This is a genomic window from Pseudomonas sp. MD330_10 (genome assembly GCF_042610415.1).
Taxonomy (GTDB): domain Bacteria; phylum Pseudomonadota; class Gammaproteobacteria; order Pseudomonadales; family Pseudomonadaceae; genus Aquipseudomonas; species Aquipseudomonas rhodesiae.
In genome coordinates, this window is the sequence record NZ_JBHGZU010000004.1 from 56,122 (window position 1) to 73,124 (window position 17,003).

At 61.3% G+C, this 17,003-nt stretch carries 14 protein-coding genes; 8 read left to right on the top strand and 6 right to left on the bottom strand.

All coding sequences use genetic code 11. The features are described from left to right. The first annotated feature begins 4 nt into the window (after positions 1–4). Together garD and ACFZPT_RS07715 are read left to right on the top strand one after the other, a co-directional pair. Positions 5–1,558, top strand: coding sequence for a galactarate dehydratase (gene garD / locus ACFZPT_RS07710; RefSeq protein WP_034111764.1), 1,554 nt, complete (start codon positions 5–7; stop codon positions 1,556–1,558). Positions 1,559–1,722: 164 nt separating this feature from the next. Next, positions 1,723–2,664 carry an AEC family transporter gene (locus tag ACFZPT_RS07715; RefSeq protein ID WP_034095889.1) on the top strand — a complete coding sequence of 314 codons (942 nt, stop codon included), beginning with the start codon at positions 1,723–1,725 and terminating at the stop codon, positions 2,662–2,664. Here ACFZPT_RS07715 and ACFZPT_RS07720 read toward each other — a convergent pair. The 6 genes from ACFZPT_RS07720 to gatC all read right to left on the bottom strand — a co-directional run bounded on the left by ACFZPT_RS07720 (position 2,661) and on the right by gatC (position 7,894). Next, positions 2,661–3,041, bottom strand: a complete 381-nt coding sequence (locus tag ACFZPT_RS07720) for a carboxymuconolactone decarboxylase family protein (protein WP_034095890.1) — start codon at positions 3,039–3,041, stop codon at positions 2,661–2,663. The two genes, ACFZPT_RS07715 and ACFZPT_RS07720, sit on opposite strands and share 4 nt — an antisense overlap. Continuing rightward, complete coding sequence (locus ACFZPT_RS07725) at positions 3,038–4,084, bottom strand: calcium/sodium antiporter (protein ID WP_034095891.1); 1,047 nt, start codon at positions 4,082–4,084, stop codon at positions 3,038–3,040. The genes ACFZPT_RS07720 and ACFZPT_RS07725 overlap by 4 nt, the downstream gene beginning before the upstream one ends. A gap of 67 nt (positions 4,085–4,151) precedes the next feature. Further along, complete coding sequence (locus tag ACFZPT_RS07730) at positions 4,152–4,523, bottom strand: septal ring lytic transglycosylase RlpA family protein (RefSeq protein WP_034095892.1); 372 nt, start codon at positions 4,521–4,523, stop codon at positions 4,152–4,154. 159 nt (positions 4,524–4,682) lie between these two features. Continuing rightward, on the bottom strand, positions 4,683–6,128 hold the full coding sequence (gene gatB, locus ACFZPT_RS07735) for an Asp-tRNA(Asn)/Glu-tRNA(Gln) amidotransferase subunit GatB (protein WP_034095893.1): 1,446 nt from the start codon (positions 6,126–6,128) through the stop codon (positions 4,683–4,685). Between the two features lie 10 nt (positions 6,129–6,138). After that, entirely contained in the window at positions 6,139–7,590 is a 1,452-nt protein-coding gene (gene gatA / locus ACFZPT_RS07740; RefSeq protein ID WP_034095894.1) for an Asp-tRNA(Asn)/Glu-tRNA(Gln) amidotransferase subunit GatA, read from the bottom strand. A 16-nt stretch (positions 7,591–7,606) separates the two neighbouring features. Then, positions 7,607–7,894 carry an Asp-tRNA(Asn)/Glu-tRNA(Gln) amidotransferase subunit GatC gene (gene gatC / locus ACFZPT_RS07745; RefSeq protein ID WP_003171764.1) on the bottom strand — a complete coding sequence of 96 codons (288 nt, stop codon included), beginning with the start codon at positions 7,892–7,894 and terminating at the stop codon, positions 7,607–7,609. Positions 7,895–8,104: 210 nt separating this feature from the next. Here gatC and mreB point away from each other — a divergent pair, with 210 nt between their 5' ends. The 6 genes from mreB to ACFZPT_RS07775 all read left to right on the top strand — a co-directional run bounded on the left by mreB (position 8,105) and on the right by ACFZPT_RS07775 (position 16,951). Beyond that, positions 8,105–9,142 carry a rod shape-determining protein MreB gene (mreB, locus tag ACFZPT_RS07750; protein WP_002555108.1) on the top strand — a complete coding sequence of 346 codons (1,038 nt, stop codon included), beginning with the start codon at positions 8,105–8,107 and terminating at the stop codon, positions 9,140–9,142. 140 nt (positions 9,143–9,282) lie between these two features. Then, positions 9,283–10,395: a rod shape-determining protein MreC gene (gene mreC, locus ACFZPT_RS07755; protein ID WP_080758674.1), complete on the top strand. Its 1,113-nt coding sequence runs from the start codon at positions 9,283–9,285 to the stop codon at positions 10,393–10,395. After that, on the top strand, positions 10,395–10,883 hold the full coding sequence (gene mreD, locus ACFZPT_RS07760) for a rod shape-determining protein MreD (RefSeq protein WP_034095896.1): 489 nt from the start codon (positions 10,395–10,397) through the stop codon (positions 10,881–10,883). The genes mreC and mreD overlap by 1 nt, the downstream gene beginning before the upstream one ends. Positions 10,884–10,934: 51 nt before the next feature. Beyond that, a complete protein-coding gene (locus ACFZPT_RS07765) occupies positions 10,935–11,531 on the top strand; it encodes a nucleoside triphosphate pyrophosphatase (RefSeq protein WP_034111768.1) in 597 nt (198 codons plus the stop codon). 70 nt (positions 11,532–11,601) lie between these two features. Next, complete coding sequence (rng, locus tag ACFZPT_RS07770) at positions 11,602–13,059, top strand: ribonuclease G (RefSeq protein WP_010213134.1); 1,458 nt, start codon at positions 11,602–11,604, stop codon at positions 13,057–13,059. 76 nt (positions 13,060–13,135) lie between these two features. Then, a complete protein-coding gene (locus tag ACFZPT_RS07775; protein ID WP_099312831.1) occupies positions 13,136–16,951 on the top strand; it encodes a YhdP family protein in 3,816 nt (1,271 codons plus the stop codon). Positions 16,952–17,003 lie beyond the last annotated feature (52 nt).

Genomic DNA, 17,003 nt, shown 5'->3' on the forward strand with positions numbered 1-17,003 from the left:
TGTAATGCAGTTGATTGAACATGCCGACTCGCCGCGCTCGATTCGTTTGCACGAGCGCGACAACGTAGTGATCGTGGTCAACGACCAGGGCGTACCGGCCGGGACCGAGTTCCCGGACGGCCTGGTGACCGTAGACTTCATCCCCCAGAGCCACAAAGTGACCCTGGAAGATATTCCCGAGGGCGGTCAGATTATTCGTTACGGCCAGACCATCGGGTATGCCTTGGCGCCGATTCCGCGTGGCAGTTGGGTCCAGGAAGATCAACTGCGCATGCCCACCGCGCCACCGCTGGATAGCCTGCCGCTGTCTACCGAAGTGCCCGAGGGCCAGGCGCCGCTGGAGGGCTATACGTTCGAGGGCTACCGCAATGCCGACGGCACCGTCGGCACGCGCAATATCCTGGGCATCACCACCACGGTGCAGTGCGTGACCGGCGTGCTGGACCACGCGGTCAAGCGCATCAAGGAAGAGTTGCTGCCAAAGTACCCCAATGTCGATGACGTGGTGGCGCTGACTCACAGCTACGGCTGCGGGGTGGCGATCACCGCGACGGATGCCTACATCCCGATCCGTACCGTGCGCAACCTGGCGCGCAACCCGAACCTGGGGGGCGAAGCCCTGGTGATCAGCCTGGGCTGTGAGAAATTACAGGCCGGCCAGGTGATGCACGACAACGACAGTTCCGTCGACTTGAGCGAGCCGTGGCTGTATCGGCTGCAGGACTCCAGCCACGGTTTCACCGAGATGATCGAGCAGATCATGGAACTGGCCGAAGTGCGCTTGAAGAAGCTCGACCAGCGCCGCCGGGAAACCGTGCCGGCGTCCGAGCTGATCCTGGGCATGCAGTGCGGCGGCAGCGATGCGTTTTCCGGTATCACCGCCAACCCGGCCCTGGGCTACGCCTCGGACTTGTTGCTGCGGGCCGGCGCGACGGTGATGTTTTCCGAAGTCACCGAAGTGCGTGATGCCATCTACCTGTTGACCTCTCGCGCACAGACGAAGGAAGTGGCCGAAGAGTTGGTTAGAGAAATGGACTGGTACGACCGTTACCTGGCCAAAGGCGAGGCAGATCGCAGTGCCAACACCACGCCGGGCAACAAGAAAGGCGGGTTGTCGAACATTGTCGAGAAGTCGTTGGGCTCCATCGTCAAGTCCGGCAGCAGCGCAATCAACGGCGTGCTCGGCCCTGGCGAGCGCTTCAAGGGCAAGGGCCTGATCTTCTGCGCCACTCCAGCCAGCGACTTCGTGTGCGGCACGTTGCAACTGGCCGCGGGGATGAACCTGCATGTGTTCACCACCGGTCGTGGTACGCCTTATGGGCTGGCGATGGCGCCGGTGGTTAAGGTCTCGACGCGTACGGAGCTGGCGCAACGCTGGCCGGACCTCATCGACATCGACGCCGGGCGTATCGCCACTGGTCGCGCAAGCATCGAGGAGCTGGGCTGGGAGTTGTTTCACTTTTACCTGGACGTGGCCAGCGGCAAGAAGAAAACGTGGGCCGAGCATCATAAGCTGCACAACGACATCACGTTGTTTAACCCGGCGCCGATTACCTGAGACCGAGGCGACTGCATCGGGGGCAAGCCCCCTCCCACATTTGAAGGTATTCACAATTCAAACTGTGGGAGGGGGCTTGCCCCCGATAGCGGTCTAACAGGCACCCCTGAGCTGTATGGCTTATCATTAGCCACCTAACGACGCTCACCAAGGTTCTCCCCGGCATGCTGGCTATCTTCCTCACCACCCTCACGATCACCGCGCCGGTGTTTGCCATGCTGTTTCTGGGAGTGCTGCTCAAGCGCATCAACTGGATCAACGACAACTTTATCCACACTGCATCGTCCCTGGTGTTCAACGTCACCATGCCGGCGCTGTTGTTCCTTGGCATCCTGCATGCCGACCTGCACTCGGCGCTCAAGCCGGGCCTGCTGATCTACTTTTGCGTCGCCACGCTGGTGAGCTTTGCCCTGGCTTGGGGGTGGGCGATCTTTCGTTGCCCCAAGGAAGATCGCGGCATCTACGCCCAAGGCGCGTTTCGCGGTAATAACGGCGTGATCGGCCTGGCACTGGCGGCGAGCATGTATGGCGACTACGGCATCTCCCTCGGCGCAATCCTCGCGGCGTTGGTGATCCTGTTTTACAACACGCTGTCGACCATCGTGCTGGCGGTGTACAGCCCAGTGATCAAGTCCGACCCGTGGAGCATCTTCAAAAGCGTGGTCGCCAACCCGCTGATCATCAGCGTGATCACGGCTGCGCCGTTCGCTTACTTTCAGATCGGTTTACCGGGTTGGCTGGAAAAGTCCGCGCAGTACCTGGCGGACACCACCTTGCCACTGGCCTTGATCTGCATCGGCGGCACCTTGTCCCTGGCGGCGCTGCGCAAGAGTGGCAGCATGGCGTTGAGCGCGAGCCTGATGAAAATGATCTGGCTGCCGCTGCTCGCCACGCTCGGCGCCTGGCTGCTGGGCTTTCGTGGGGCGGAACTGGGAATTCTGTTCTTGTACTTCGGTGCGCCGACCGCAGCTGCCAGCTTTGTGATGGCCCGGGCGGCCGAGGGCAATCATGAGCTGGCGGCGGCGATTATCGTGATCACCACGCTAATGGCGGCGGTGACCACGAATATCGGTATTTTCGTGTTGCAGGCCGGGGGCTGGATCTAGGCGTCTTTCTGGTAGCTGTCGATCACTTCCTGCGCCGCTCGAAACGCATCGATGGCGGCCGGCACCCCGGCGTACACCGCGCAGTGCAGCAGCGCCTCGCGGATCTCTTCTACGCTACAGCCATTGTTCAATGCACCACGGACGTGGCCTTTGAGTTCTTGCGGGCACTTGAGCGCGGTCAGGGCGGCGAGGGTGATTAGGCTGCGGGTCTTGAGGGGCAAACCGTCGCGGTTCCACACGGCGCCCCAGGCGTGCTCGTTAACGAAGTCTTGCAGCGGCTGGGTGAAGTCCGTGGCGTTGCCCAGTGCGCGGTCGACAAACGCGTCGCCCATCACCTGGCGACGCATCTCAACTCCAGGTGTTTTCTGCTCGGTCATGACGATTCCCTCTTGTGTTGGCGGCGCCAGGCTCGCAGCGTGCTGAACAACAGAAACGCCACCAGCACTGGCAGGATGTAATACACCATCAAGTGTTCAAGTTTGTTGGCCAGGGGCATGCCGGTGGTGAACGACATCACATGCAGCCCATACGCCAGGTACAAGCCCAGCAGCACCAAACCTTCGGCACGGGTCACGCGGTAGCCGGTATAGAACACCGGCAGGCACAGCACCACTACGCCGAGCATCACCGGCAAATCGAAAACCAACGCGTTGGGCGAGACCGACAGCGGCGACGGCGCCAGCACGGCTGTCAGGCCCAGCACACCCAGCAGATTGAACAGATTGCTGCCGATCACGTTGCCCACGGCGATTTCCCGCTGCCCACGCAGGGCGGCGATCAGGGAAGTGGCCATGCACGGCAGCGAAGTGCCGACGCCGATCAGCGTCAGGCCGATGATGCGTTCCGACAGGCCCAGGTCGCTCGCCACATCCACCGCCGCACCGAGCAACACGTGCCCGGCCAGCACCAGCACCAGCAAACCGCCGAACATCAGCAGCACGCTGCTCAGCCACGGTGCCTGCGCCACGGTGTCGAGGGTGCGCGGCCGCCGTGAGTGGCGGGTCTGGTAGTGCAGCACACCGAGGTAGGCGATCAGCGCCACCAGCAGCAGCGCGCCATCGACCGGCGTGAGTTCCTCGTTGGCGGCCAGGGTAAATACCAGCAGCCCGGCGAGGATCATCACCGGAATATCCAGGCGTACCAGTTGTCGCGAAACGCGCAGCGGGATGATCAGCGCAGAAAGGCCCAGGGTCACCAGGATGTTGAAGATGCTGCTGCCGATCACACTGCCCACGGCAATGTCGGTATTGCCGGCCAAGGTGGCTTGCAGGCTGACCGTCATCTGCGGTGCGCTGCTGCCGAAGGCGACGATCGTCAGGCCGATGATCAATGGCCGCACCTTGAGGCTGGCGGCCAGGCGCACCGCGGCGCGTACCAGAATTTCGGCGCCGATGATTAGCAGCAACAGGCCGCTGATCAGTTCCAGCAGGCTCCAGGGGGAGAGGGCGGTTAATCCGAAAATGGCCAGGGCTCCTTTGCGTTGTGGTTCAGTTGCTCAGGGCCTGCACGCGAACCCGTGCGGTGCCGCTGCTCAGCATGCCCAGTTGCTCGGCTGCCTTGCGTGAGAGGTCGATCAGTCGCCCACGGGTATGCGGGCCGCGATCATTGATGCGCACCACCACGGAGCGGTCGTTGTTCAGGTTGGTCACCTTGACCTGGGTGCCGAAAGGCAGTTGCCGATGGGCGGCGGTCAGGGCGTTCTGGTTGAAGGGTTCACCGCTGGCGGTCTTCTTGCCGTGGTGTCTGGCGCCGTAATAGGAAGCGGTGCCAGTTTCGTCGTAGCCGTTGGGGTCGATGATGCCGCTGGCGCAACCGCCTAAAAGAGAGAACAGGGCCAGGAGGCCGAGTAGACGCTTCATTTCCACGTTACCCCATTACAAATGTGGGAGGGGGCTTGCCCCCCGATAGCTGAGTGTCAGCCGCCACTGGGTTGACTGAATCACCGCTATCGGGGGCAAGCCCCCTCCCACAGGGAGTCCGAGTTAAGCGTGAAGTCTCACTCGGACCATTCATCGTTGTCAGCCTTCGAGCTTGCTTTTGAGCAGTTCGTTTACCTGTTGCGGGTTGGCCTTGCCCTTGGAGGCTTTCATGGCCTGGCCGACAAAGAAGCCGAACATCTTGCCGCGCTTGGCTTCGTCCGCCGCACGGTACTGCTCGACCTGCTCGGCATTGGCCGCCAGCATTTCATCGAGAACGGCCGAGATGGCGCCGCTGTCGGTGACTTGCTTGAGGCCGCGCTTTTCGATGATCTCATCGGCACTGCCTTCGCCGCTGGCCATGGCTTCGAACACGGTCTTGGCGATTTTGCCGGAGATGGTGTTGTCCTTGATGCGCAGCAGCATGCCGCCCAGTTGCTCGGCGGTGACCGGTGCTTCGTCGATTTCCAGGCCCTGCTTGTTCAGCAGGCTGCCCAGCTCGACCATCACCCAGTTGGCCGCCAGTTTGGCGTCGCCGGCAATGCTCACGACTTTTTCGAAGTAGTTCGCTTGCTCGCGGCTGGAGGCCAGCACGCTGGCGTCATAGACCGACAGGCCGAACTGCGCCTGGAAGCGCTCGCGTTTTTGCTGCGGCAATTCCGGCAGGGTGGCGCGGATGTCATTGAGGAACGAGTCCTCCAGCACCACCGGCAACAGGTCCGGGTCGGGGAAGTAACGGTAGTCGTTGGCTTCCTCTTTGCTGCGCATGGCGCGGGTTTCGTCTTTGTTCGGGTCGTACAGACGCGTCTGCTGGATGACCTTGCCGCCGTCTTCGATCAGTTCGATCTGACGACGCACTTCGCTGTTGATCGCTTTCTCGATGAAGCGGAACGAGTTGACGTTCTTGATCTCGCAGCGGGTGCCGAACTCGACCTGGCCCTTTGGCCGAATCGACACGTTGCAGTCGCAACGCAGCGAGCCTTCGGCCATGTTGCCGTCGCAGATGCCCAGGTAGCGCACCAGGGCGTGGATGGTCTTGACGTAGGCCACGGCTTCCTTGGCGCTGCGCATGTCCGGCTCGGAGACGATTTCCAGCAGCGGCGTACCGGCGCGGTTCAGGTCGATACCAGTGGCGCCGGGGAATTCCTCGTGCAGGCTTTTGCCGGCGTCTTCCTCAAGGTGCGCGCGGGTCACGCCGACACGTTTGATGGTGCCGTCTTCCAGCGGGATATCCAGGTGGCCCTTGCCGACGATCGGCAACTCCATCTGGCTGATCTGGTAGCCCTTGGGCAGGTCCGGGTAGAAGTAGTTCTTGCGCGCAAATACGTTGTGCTGGCCGATTTCGGCGTCAATCGCCAGGCCGAACATCACCGCCATGCGCACCGCTTCTTCGTTCAGCACCGGCAACACGCCGGGCATGCCCAGGTCCACCAGGCTGGCCTGGGTGTTGGGCTCGGCGCCGAAAGTGGTGGCGCTACCGGAGAAAATCTTCGATTGGGTGGCGAGCTGGGTATGAATCTCCAGCCCGATCACGACTTCCCATTGCATAGTGTTCTCCTCAGAAGCCGGTAGGGGTGCGAGTGTGCCAGTCAGTCTGTAACTGGTACTGGTGCGCCACATTGAGCAGGCGGCCTTCCTGGAAATACGGGGCGAGCAATTGCACGCCTACCGGCAGACCGTCGACGAAACCGGCCGGCATGGACAAGCCTGGCAAGCCCGCGAGGTTGGCGGTGATGGTGTAGAGGTCTTCCAGGTACTCGGCGATCGGGTCGCCGGTCTTGGCGCCGATCTTCCAGGCCGGGTTCGGCGTGGTCGGGCCGAGGATCACGTCGACTTCTTCGAAGGCGGCCATGAAGTCGTTCTTGATCAAACGACGGATTTTCTGCGCCTTGAGGTAGTACGCGTCGTAGTAGCCGGCCGACAGGGCATAGGCGCCGACCATGATGCGGCGCTGCACTTCGGCACCGAAGCCTTCGCCACGGGAGCGTTTGTACAGGTCGGTCAGATCCTTTGGGTTCTCGCAGCGATAGCCGAAGCGCACGCCGTCGAAACGCGACAGGTTGGAGGAGGCTTCCGCGGGCGCGATCACATAATAGGCAGGAATCGCGTGCTGGTTGTTCGGCAGGCTGATTTCCTTGATCACGGCGCCGAGTTTTTCCAGCTCCTTGATGCTGTTGTTTACCAGCTCGGCGATGCGCGGGTCGAGGCCGGCGCTGAAGTATTCCTTCGGCACGCCGATGCGCAGGCCCTTGATCGAAGTGTTGAGGCTGGCGCTGTAGTCCGGCACCGGTTCATTGATGCTGGTGGAGTCCTGCGGGTCGAAGCCGGCCATGCCTTGCAGCAACAGCGCACAGTCTTCGGCGGTGCGTGCCAGCGGGCCGCCCTGATCGAGGCTGGAGGCGTAAGCGATCATGCCCCAGCGGGAAACGCGACCGTAGGTGGGCTTCAAACCGGTGAGGTTGGTGAACGCCGCCGGCTGGCGAATCGAGCCACCGGTGTCGGTGGCGGTGGCGGCCGGCAGGAAACGTGCGGCAACGGCGGCTGCCGAACCGCCGGAGGAGCCGCCCGGCACATGTTCCAGGTTCCACGGGTTTTTTACCGCGCCGAAGTAACTGGACTCGTTGGCCGACCCCATGGCGAATTCGTCCATGTTGGTCTTGCCCAGGGTCACGGCTCCGGCTGTCGCCAGCTTGGACACCACGGTGGCGTCATAAGGCGCCTTGAAGTTGTCGAGCATCTTCGAGCCGCAGCTGGTGCGAATGCCCTGGGTGCAGAACAGGTCTTTGTGGGCGATCGGGGCGCCCAGCAGCACGCCGGTCTCACCGCTGGCGCGACGGGTGTCGGCGGCCTTGGCCTGGCTCAGGGCCAGTTCTTCGGTGAGGCTGATGAAGCTGTTGACCTTGGGGTCCAGCTCGGCGATACGCGCCAGCAGGGTCTTGGTCAGCTCTTCGGAGGAAAACTTTTTATCGGCGAGACCGCGGGCGATCTCGGCCAGAGTCATGTGATGCATGAAAGGCTCTTTCCCTTTAGTCGATGACTTTCGGAACCAGGTACAGGCCGTTTTCGACCGCTGGCGCGATGGACTGGTAGGCCTCGCGATTATTGCGCTCGGTCACCACGTCTGCGCGCAGGCGCTGGCTGGCTTCCAGCGGGTGAGCCAGGGGCTCGATGCCGTCGGTGTTTACGGCCTGCATTTGGTCAACCAGCCCGAGAATGCTGTTCAGGGCTGCGGTGGTCTGTGGAAGATCGGCTTCATTCAGGCCAAGCGAGGCCAGATGAGCGATTTTTTCCACGTCGGAGCGTTCAAGCGCCATGGGAATCTCCTGTGGAAAACAGAACGGAGGCTGTCCGTGTGTTAGATTGTCGGAACACTACCGCATTTCTACGGTCTTACGGCCGCGATTGTGGGGGTTGGTGCATAGAAAGTCGGCCAATTTAGCACATTGGCGCCTTGCCCAAAATCCCTGTCGTTGTTAGAGTTTGCCGCACTTTTTTACCCACGCGTTGCCTAGGGTCCCTTTCCCATGTTCAAGAAACTGCGTGGCATGTTTTCCAGCGATCTTTCCATTGACCTGGGCACTGCCAACACCCTTATTTACGTGCGCGAGCGCGGTATCGTTCTGAATGAGCCATCGGTTGTGGCCATTCGGACCCATGGTAATCAGAAAAGTGTCGTTGCCGTCGGCACCGAGGCCAAGCGCATGCTCGGCCGGACACCCGGCAATATTGCCGCCATTCGTCCGATGAAGGACGGCGTGATCGCCGACTTCAGTGTCTGCGAAAAGATGCTGCAGTACTTCATCAACAAAGTTCACGAAAACAGTTTTTTGCAGCCCAGCCCTCGTGTGCTGATCTGTGTGCCTTGCAAGTCCACCCAGGTGGAGCGTCGTGCCATCCGTGAATCGGCCCTCGGCGCCGGTGCCCGCGAAGTGTTCCTGATCGAAGAGCCTATGGCTGCCGCCATCGGTGCCGGCCTGCCGGTTGAGGAAGCGCGCGGTTCGATGGTGGTGGATATCGGTGGTGGTACTACCGAAATCGCCCTGATTTCCCTGAACGGTGTGGTGTATGCCGAATCCGTCCGCGTGGGCGGCGACCGTTTCGACGAAGCGATCATCACCTATGTGCGTCGTAACTACGGCAGCCTGATCGGCGAATCCACCGCCGAGCGCATCAAGCAGGAAATCGGTACGGCCTACCCGGGCGGCGAAGTGCGTGAAGTCGACGTTCGCGGTCGCAACCTGGCCGAAGGTGTTCCTCGTGCCTTTACCCTGAACTCCAATGAAGTGCTGGAAGCTCTGCAAGAGTCCCTGGCTACCATCGTTCAGGCGGTGAAAAGCGCCCTGGAGCAATCGCCGCCGGAATTGGCGTCCGATATCGCCGAGCGCGGCCTGGTCCTGACGGGTGGTGGCGCTTTGCTGCGCGACCTCGACAAGTTGCTGGCCCAGGAAACCGGCCTGCCGGTGATCGTTGCCGAAGACCCGCTGACCTGCGTTGCCCGGGGCGGTGGTCGTGCACTGGAAATGATGGATAAACACACCATGGACCTGCTCTCCAGCGAATAAGACATTGCTGGTTTGCCCATGCGTCGCCCGCAGGCAGCACTTTGCAGTGCTGCCTGTTGGCGTTTATCTTCTTCAATCTGCATCCAGGCCGGTTTGATGCCGTATGAATAAAGAGAATATTTGCCTGGGAGGAGCGGCCTATTAAACCGCTTTTCGCCAAAGGCCCCTCATTGGGCGTGCGCTTATTGGTGCTGGTCGTGCTTTCGGTCGCGCTGATGGTGGTGGATGCGCGCTTCGCACTGCTTAAGCCGGTGCGCAGTCAGATGTCGCTGGTGTTGATGCAGACTTACTGGATCACCGACCTGCCGCAACGTCTCTACCAAGGCGTGGCCAGCCAATTCGGCAGCCGCACCGAGCTGGTCGCCGAGAACGAAAAACTCAAGACTGAAAACCTGCTGCTGCAGGGGCGCATGCAAAAGCTCGCGGCCCTGACCGAGCAGAACGTTCGGCTGCGCGAGTTGCTCAATTCTTCTGCGCTGGTCAACGAAAAGGTCGAAGTGGCCGAGTTGATCGGCATGGACCCAAACCCCTTTACCCATCGCATCATCATCAACAAGGGTGAGCGCGACGGCGTGGTCCTGGGCCAGCCGGTGCTGGACGCGCGTGGCCTGATGGGCCAGGTGGTGGAGCTGATGCCCTACACCTCGCGGGTACTGTTGCTGACGGACACCACCCACAGCATCCCTGTGCAGGTCAACCGTAACGGGCTGCGCGCGATTGCCAGCGGCACCGGCAACCCCGAGCGTCTGGAGCTGCGTCATGTGGCCGATACCGCCGACATCAAGGAAGGCGACCTGCTGGTCAGTTCCGGCCTGGGTCAGCGCTTTCCGGCGGGTTACCCGGTGGCGACGGTCAAGGAAGTGATCCACGATTCCGGCCAGCCCTTCGCCATCGTGCGCGCCGTGCCTACCGCTGCCTTGAATCGCAGTCGCTATCTGTTGCTGGTATTCAGCGATAACCGCACCCCGGAAGAGCGCGCCAATGAAGCTGCGCAGGCTCAGGAAGCGGAAGACAAAAAGAACGGCACTGCGCCGATTATTCCCGCGACCGTGCCCAAGCCCGCTCCGGCAAGCCCAGTGACTCCAGCAGCAGCCCCGGCAGCGACTGCCCCTGTGGCCACGCCGGCCAAGCCTGCGGCCCATAGCGCGCATCCAGTCAAACCCGCCGCTACTAAGCCGCCAGCAACCACAGCACCTGCCGCCAAGCCTCCTGCGGTTGCGGCGCCGGCCACCACGCGGCAGAGAGAGGAATAATGGCCAGTACCCATTCGCGAAATGGCTGGATCGTCTGGCTAAGCTTTGCCATCGGCTTGCTACTCAGCGTGTCACCGCTGCCTCAGTTCATGGAGATCCTGCGTCCGCTCTGGCTGGCGTTGTTGCTGGCGTTCTGGTCCCTGAACCTGCCGCATAAAGTCGGCATGGTCACCGCCATGTTCCTGGGCTTGGCGGAGGACGTACTCTATGGCACCTTGCTGGGCCAGAACGCGTTGATCCTGACCCTTATTACGTTCCTGGTGTTGTCGTTGCAGCAGCGTCTGCGCATGTTTCCGATGTGGCAGCAATGCCTGGTGATTCTGGTGATTTTCGGCCTGGCGCAGTTGGTGCAGCTGTGGCTCAGTGCCCTCACCGGTAACCGTCAGCCAACCCTGGCGCTGGTATTGCCCGCGCTGGTCAGTGCCTTACTGTGGCCGTGGATCAGCTTCGGTCTGCGTGGGTTATGTCGTCGCTACAAGATCAATTGAACGGATTGCGAGGCTCTGCCTGGTTATCGAACCCTACAGGGAGAGTCTGCAATGAATACCCTTTATCTGGCCTCCGGTTCTCCCCGGCGGCGTGAACTGCTGACTCAGATCGGTGTGCCTTTCACCGTCGTCAGTGCCGCTATCGATGAAACTCCTCTTGCCAATGAATCCGCTGTTGCCTACGTCGAACGTCTCGCGCGCGGCAAGGCCATGGCCGGTTTCGCCGCGCTTGGGCAAGCCTCGGCGGCCTGTGTGTTGGGCGCCGATACCGCTGTGATCGTGGATGGCCTGATCCTCGGCAAACCCGTGGATCAGGCCGACGCTTTGGCCATGTTGATGGCCTTAGCAGGGCGTGAACATGAGGTTCTGACCGCGATTGCTCTGACTGACGGCCAGCGTTGTGAAACGCAATGTGTCAGCAGCCTGGTACGTTTTCGCGCAATTAGCGTGGAGGAGGCGACCGCCTATTGGCGCAGTGGCGAGCCCCAGGACAAGGCGGGCGGCTATGCTATTCAAGGGCTTGGCTCGATTTTCGTTACCGGGCTCAACGGCAGTTATTCCGCCGTGGTTGGCCTGCCGGTGTGCGAAACCGCACAACTGCTCGCGCAATTCGGCATACCCTGTTGGCAAAACCTTACCGTGCGCTGAATGCCTGACTCCAGCGCCCAGCCTTAAGCGATCGGTCACTATTGTGAAAACGCCTGAACGAGACCCAGCCATGAGTGAAGAGATTCTGATCAATATCACGCCGATGGAATCGCGCGTGGCGGTGGTAGAGAACGGTGTTCTGCAAGAAGTGCACGTCGAGCGTACTCAGAAACGCGGGATCGTAGGCAATATCTACAAAGGCAAAGTCGTGCGGGTATTGCCGGGGATGCAGGCGGCATTCGTCGACATCGGCCTGGACCGTGCCGCGTTCATCCATGCCTCGGAGATCTCGCTGCGCGAGGGCCCGGCGGTCGAAAGCATCAGTGCCCTGGTGCACGAAGGGCAGAGCCTGGTGGTGCAAGTCACCAAGGACCCCATCGGCTCCAAAGGCGCACGCCTGACCACGCAACTGTCGATTCCGTCGCGCTACCTGGTATATATGCCGCGTACCGCGCATGTCGGCATATCCCTGAAGATCGAAGACGAAGCCGAGCGCGAGCGCCTGAAAAAAGTGGTCAGCGACTGCGTGGCCGCCGAGGGCATCAAGGAAGCAGGTGGTTTTATCCTGCGCACCGCCGCCGAAGGGGCCGGCGCTGACGAGATCCTTATGGACATCCGTTATCTGCGGCGGTTGTGGGACCAGATCGGCGCACAGATCAAGACTATCGGCGCGCCCAGCGTGATCTATGAAGACTTGGGCCTGGCCCTGCGTACTCTGCGCGATTTGGTCAGCCCAAAAATTGAGAAGATTCGCATCGACTCGCGGGAAACCTTCCAGCGCACCACGCAATTCGTTGCAGAGCTGATGCCGGAAATCGCTGACCGCCTGGAACACTACCCCGGTGAACGGCCGATTTTCGACCTGTATGGCGTCGAGGACGAAATCCAGAAAGCCTTGGAGCGCAAGGTGCCGCTCAAGTCCGGCGGCTATCTGGTGGTGGACCCGGCGGAGGCCATGACTACCATCGACGTCAACACCGGTGCGTTCGTCGGCCATCGCAACCTTGAAGAAACCATTTTCAAGACCAACCTCGAAGCGGCCACGGCTATCGCCCGCCAACTGCGCCTGCGCAACCTGGGCGGCATCATCATCATCGACTTCATCGACATGGAAGATGAAGAGCATCAGCGTCAGGTGTTGCGCACACTCGAAAAACAGCTGGAACGCGATCACGCCAAGACCAATATCATCGGCATCACCGAGCTGGGTTTGGTGCAGATGACCCGCAAGCGCACCCGTGAGAGCCTGGAACAAGTGCTGTGCGAACCGTGCAGCAGTTGCCAGGGACGTGGAAAGCTGAAAACCCCGGAAACGGTTTGCTATGAGATTTTCCGGGAAATCTTACGAGAGGCGCGGGCTTACCAGGCCGAAGGTTATAGAGTGCTTGCCAATCAAAAAGTGGTCGACCGTTTGCTGGATGAAGAGTCCGGTAACGTCGCCGAACTTGAGGGGTTTATCGGTCGCACGATTCGCTTTCAGGTCGAAACCATGTATTCCCAGGAACAATACGACGTGGTGCTGCTCTGATCCCGCAATCGCTTCTTTTTAATGAGACCGGCGGCACTGACTTGCCGCCCGACTACTGCCTTGAGGGTCGCCTGACATGGAGCGTCTGACACGCTTTTTTGCCGCCTTGACCCGTTGGGGCCTGGGCCTGTGCGCCTTGCTGCTGGTGTTGGCGGCGGTGTACGTAAGCCTTGGACGTGAATTGACCCCGCTGGTGGCCGAGTATCGTGCCGAGGTCCAGGCCAAGGCGGAGGCCGCGCTAGGCATGCCCATGCACATCGGCAGCCTTGAAGGCCGCTGGAGCGGCTTCGCGCCCGTGCTGCTCGCCCATGACGTGATGGTGGGCGAGGGCAGCAGTGCCTTGCGCCTGGATCAGGTTGAAGTGGTGCCGGATATCTGGGCCAGCCTGACCGCCCGTGAAGTGCGCATCGCCCACCTGCAGCTCAGCGGGCTGCAACTGAGTGCCAAGGAAGACAAGGACGGCCGCTGGGCCTTGCAGGGCTTGCCGTTACAGGACGATCAGCCCCTCGACCCGCAGCAACTGCTTACCCGCATGCAGATGGTCAAGCGTGTGTCGCTGCTCGACAGCCAGGTAACCTTGCAGCCGTTCGATCAGCCGCCGCTGACCCTGACTTACGTGGGACTGAGCCTACACACCGGCATGACCCGCCAGCGTCTCGACGCGCGCCTGACCCTGCCCGACGGCCAGCCGCTGGCCATGAGCCTGCGCAGCCGCATCCGCGCCAGCCAATGGAGGGATGCCGAGATCCAGGCTTACCTGAGCCTGCCTCAGAGCGACTGGGCCAAGTGGATTCCGGCTCGACTGACGCAGCAGTGGAAACTCACGCAATTGAAGGCCGGTGGCGAGTTCTGGCTGAACTGGGGCAACGGCACCGTGCAAAGCGCCGTGGCGCGCCTCAATTCGCCTCAGGTCAAAGGCAGCTACGCCGAGCGCAAGCCCGTACATATCGAAAACCTTGCCCTTACCGCGTATCTGCAACGTAGCGAGACAGGCCTCAAAGTACTGTTCGATTCGCTGGCGATGAGCCTGGGGGAAACCCGCTGGGAATCGCGCCTGCAATTGCAGCAGACCTTGGCCACCGATAAGGACCAGGAAGTCTGGAAACTACAGGCCGATCGGCTGGACCTGACCCCCATTACCCCGTTGCTCAACGCGCTGGCGCCGCTGCCGGAGGGTTTCGCCAAAACCGTCGAGCATCTCAAGGCGACGGGCTTGCTGCGTAATGTGCTGGTGGACTTCCGCCCCCAGGACAGCACCGATGAAAAAGTCAGTTTCGCCGCCAACCTCGAACGCGTGGGTTTCGATGCCTATTTCGGCGCGCCGGCCGCGCGCAATGTATCCGGCAGCATCAGCGGGAACCTGGGCCATGGCGAGCTACGCATGGACAGCAAGGATTTTTCCCTGCACCTGGACCCGATTTTCGCCAAGCCCTGGCAATACATTCAGGCCAATGCGCGCCTCACGTGGACCTTGGACAAGCAAGGCTTCACCCTGATTGCGCCTTACATCAAGGTGCTGGGGGAGGAAGGCAAGATCGCCGCCGACTTCCTGATCCGCCTGCATTTCGACCACAGCCAGGAAGACTACATGGACCTGCGCGTCGGCCTGGTGGACGGTGATGGACGCTTTACCCCGAAATACCTGCCGGCGGTGTTGAGCCCGGCCCTAGATGAATGGCTGCGCACGGCGATTCTCAAGGGGGCGGTGGACGAAGGCTTCTTCCAGTACCAAGGCTCGCTGAACCACGATGCGGTGCGAGCGGCGCGCAATATCAGCCTGTTTTTCAAAGTGCATGACGCCGAGCTGGCCTTCCAGCCGGGCTGGCCTCATGTGAGCAAGGTCGATGGTGAGGTGTTCGTCGAGGAGAGCGGCGTGCGCATTCTGGCCAGCAAGGGCCAGTTGCTCGACACTCAGGTCAAGGACATCTACGTCAACATTCCCCACGCTCCGGCGGGCAAAGACAGCCATCTGCTGCTCACCGGCAATTTCGCCGGCGGCCTGGGCGACGGTTTGAAAATCCTGCAAGAGGCCCCGATCGGCACGGCGTCGACATTCGCCGGCTGGAAGGGCGAGGGCGATCTGCAAGGTAAGCTCGACCTGGACATCCCCCTGGCCAAAGGCACCGAGCCCAAGATCGTGGTGGATTTCCAGACCGATAAGGCCCGCCTGCAGTTGGCCGAGCCAACCCTGGACCTGACGCAGCTCAAGGGCGATTTCCGTTTCGACAGCGCCAAGGGGCTCAGTGGCCAGAACATCTCCGCCCAGGTGTTCGAGCGACCGGTCACGGCGCAGATCTTCGCCGATGGCAAACCGGGCAATATCAGCACCCGCGTGGTTGCTAAGGGCCAGGTCACGGTCAAGCGGCTGACCGACTGGTTGAAAATCACTCAGCCGTTGCCCGTGTCCGGCGATATCCCCTACCAGTTGCAACTCAATCTGGACGGAGCCGACAGCCAACTGATGGTCAGTTCCAACCTCAAAGGGGTGGCGGTGGATTTGCCGGCACCGTTCGGCATGCCGGCCAGTCAGGGGCGTGACAGCACATTCCGCATGACCTTGCAGGGCGCCGAGCGGCGTTACTGGTTCGACTACGGCGAGCTGGCGAATTTCACCTTCGCTGCGCCGCCGGACAAATTCAATGAGGGCCGCGGTGAGCTGTTCCTCGGTGACGGTGACGCGGTGCTGCCGGGTGGCAAGGGGTTACGGGTTCGTGGCGTGCTCTCGGAGCTAGATATCGACCCTTGGAAAAAACTGGTTAATCAGTACGCCGGCAACGATCCTGGCGGCAGCGCCAAGCAACTGCTGAGCAGTGCCGATTTCAAAATCGGCAAGCTTACCGGCCTGGGCACCCAGTTCGATCAGGTCAGTTTGCAATTGGACCGCAAGCCCGCAGCCTGGGCCATGCAGCTCGACAGCCAGCAGGCCAAGGGCCGCGTGAGCCTGCCGGACGCCAAGGGCGCGCCGATTGTGGTCGACCTGCAGTACGTAAAACTGCCGGCCGTGGATCCGACCGTCCAGGCGGATGAAAATGCGCCGGACCCGTTGGCGAGCGTCGATCCCAAGGATATTCCGGCGCTGGATATCAGCATCGATCAGTTGTTCCAGGGGCCTGACCTGATAGGGGCCTGGTCGCTGAAGATCCGGCCTACCGCCAAAGGCTTGGCCTTCAACAATCTGGATCTGGGCCTCAAGGGCATGCAGCTCAAAGGGGCAGGTGGTTGGGAAGGTGCGCCGGGCGATAGCAGCAGTTGGTACAAAGGTCGCCTGGACGGCAAAAACATTGCCGACGTGCTCAAGGGCTGGGGCTTTGCACCAACCGTGACCAGCGAGGACTTCCATCTGGATGTAGACGGTCGCTGGCCGGGCTCGCCGGCCTGGGTGGGGCCGAAACGCTTCTCCGGCAGCCTGGACGCTGCATTCCGCAAAGGCCAGTTCGTCGAAGTGGAAGGCGGAGCTCAGGCCCTGCGGGTGTTTGGCCTGCTCAACTTCAACTCCATCGGCCGTCGACTGCGTCTGGACTTCTCCGACCTGCTCGGCAAGGGATTGAGCTATGACCGCGTCAAAGGCCTGCTGGCGGCCAGCAATGGAGTATTCGTCACCCGTGAGCCGATCACCCTGACTGGGCCGTCGAGTAACCTGGAACTCAATGGCACGCTGGACCTGGTAGCCGATCGCGTCGATGCGAAGCTGCTGGTGACGTTACCGGTCACCAATAACCTTCCGATTGCCGCATTGATTGTCGGTGCGCCAGCGGTGGGTGGTGCCCTGTTCCTGATCGACAAGCTGATCGGCGACCGTGTGTCACGTTTCGCCAGCGTGCAATACAAGGTGGAAGGGCCCTGGAAGGACCCCAAAATCACCTTTGACAAGCCATTCGAAAAACCAAACTGAGTGCCTGCGCGGTAGCATGGGGGCTCTTTTTTCCTGGTGCATGTCCATTGCG

Bases quoted from the DNA above. Each gene is read 5' to 3' on its own strand.
- garD (WP_034111764.1), top strand. From the start codon at position 5: ATGCAGTTGATTGAACATGCCGACTCGCCGCGCTCGATTCGTTTGCAC.
- ACFZPT_RS07715 (WP_034095889.1), top strand. From the start codon at position 1,723: ATGCTGGCTATCTTCCTCACCACCCTCACGATCACCGCGCCGGTGTTT.
- ACFZPT_RS07720 (WP_034095890.1), bottom strand. From the start codon at position 3,041: ATGACCGAGCAGAAAACACCTGGAGTTGAGATGCGTCGCCAGGTGATG.
- ACFZPT_RS07730 (WP_034095892.1), bottom strand. From the start codon at position 4,523: ATGAAGCGTCTACTCGGCCTCCTGGCCCTGTTCTCTCTTTTAGGCGGT.
- gatB (WP_034095893.1), bottom strand. From the start codon at position 6,128: ATGCAATGGGAAGTCGTGATCGGGCTGGAGATTCATACCCAGCTCGCC.
- gatA (WP_034095894.1), bottom strand. From the start codon at position 7,590: ATGCATCACATGACTCTGGCCGAGATCGCCCGCGGTCTCGCCGATAAA.
- gatC (WP_003171764.1), bottom strand. From the start codon at position 7,894: ATGGCGCTTGAACGCTCCGACGTGGAAAAAATCGCTCATCTGGCCTCG.
- mreB (WP_002555108.1), top strand. From the start codon at position 8,105: ATGTTCAAGAAACTGCGTGGCATGTTTTCCAGCGATCTTTCCATTGAC.
- mreD (WP_034095896.1), top strand. From the start codon at position 10,395: ATGGCCAGTACCCATTCGCGAAATGGCTGGATCGTCTGGCTAAGCTTT.
- ACFZPT_RS07765 (WP_034111768.1), top strand. From the start codon at position 10,935: ATGAATACCCTTTATCTGGCCTCCGGTTCTCCCCGGCGGCGTGAACTG.
- rng (WP_010213134.1), top strand. From the start codon at position 11,602: ATGAGTGAAGAGATTCTGATCAATATCACGCCGATGGAATCGCGCGTG.
- ACFZPT_RS07775 (WP_099312831.1), top strand. From the start codon at position 13,136: ATGGAGCGTCTGACACGCTTTTTTGCCGCCTTGACCCGTTGGGGCCTG.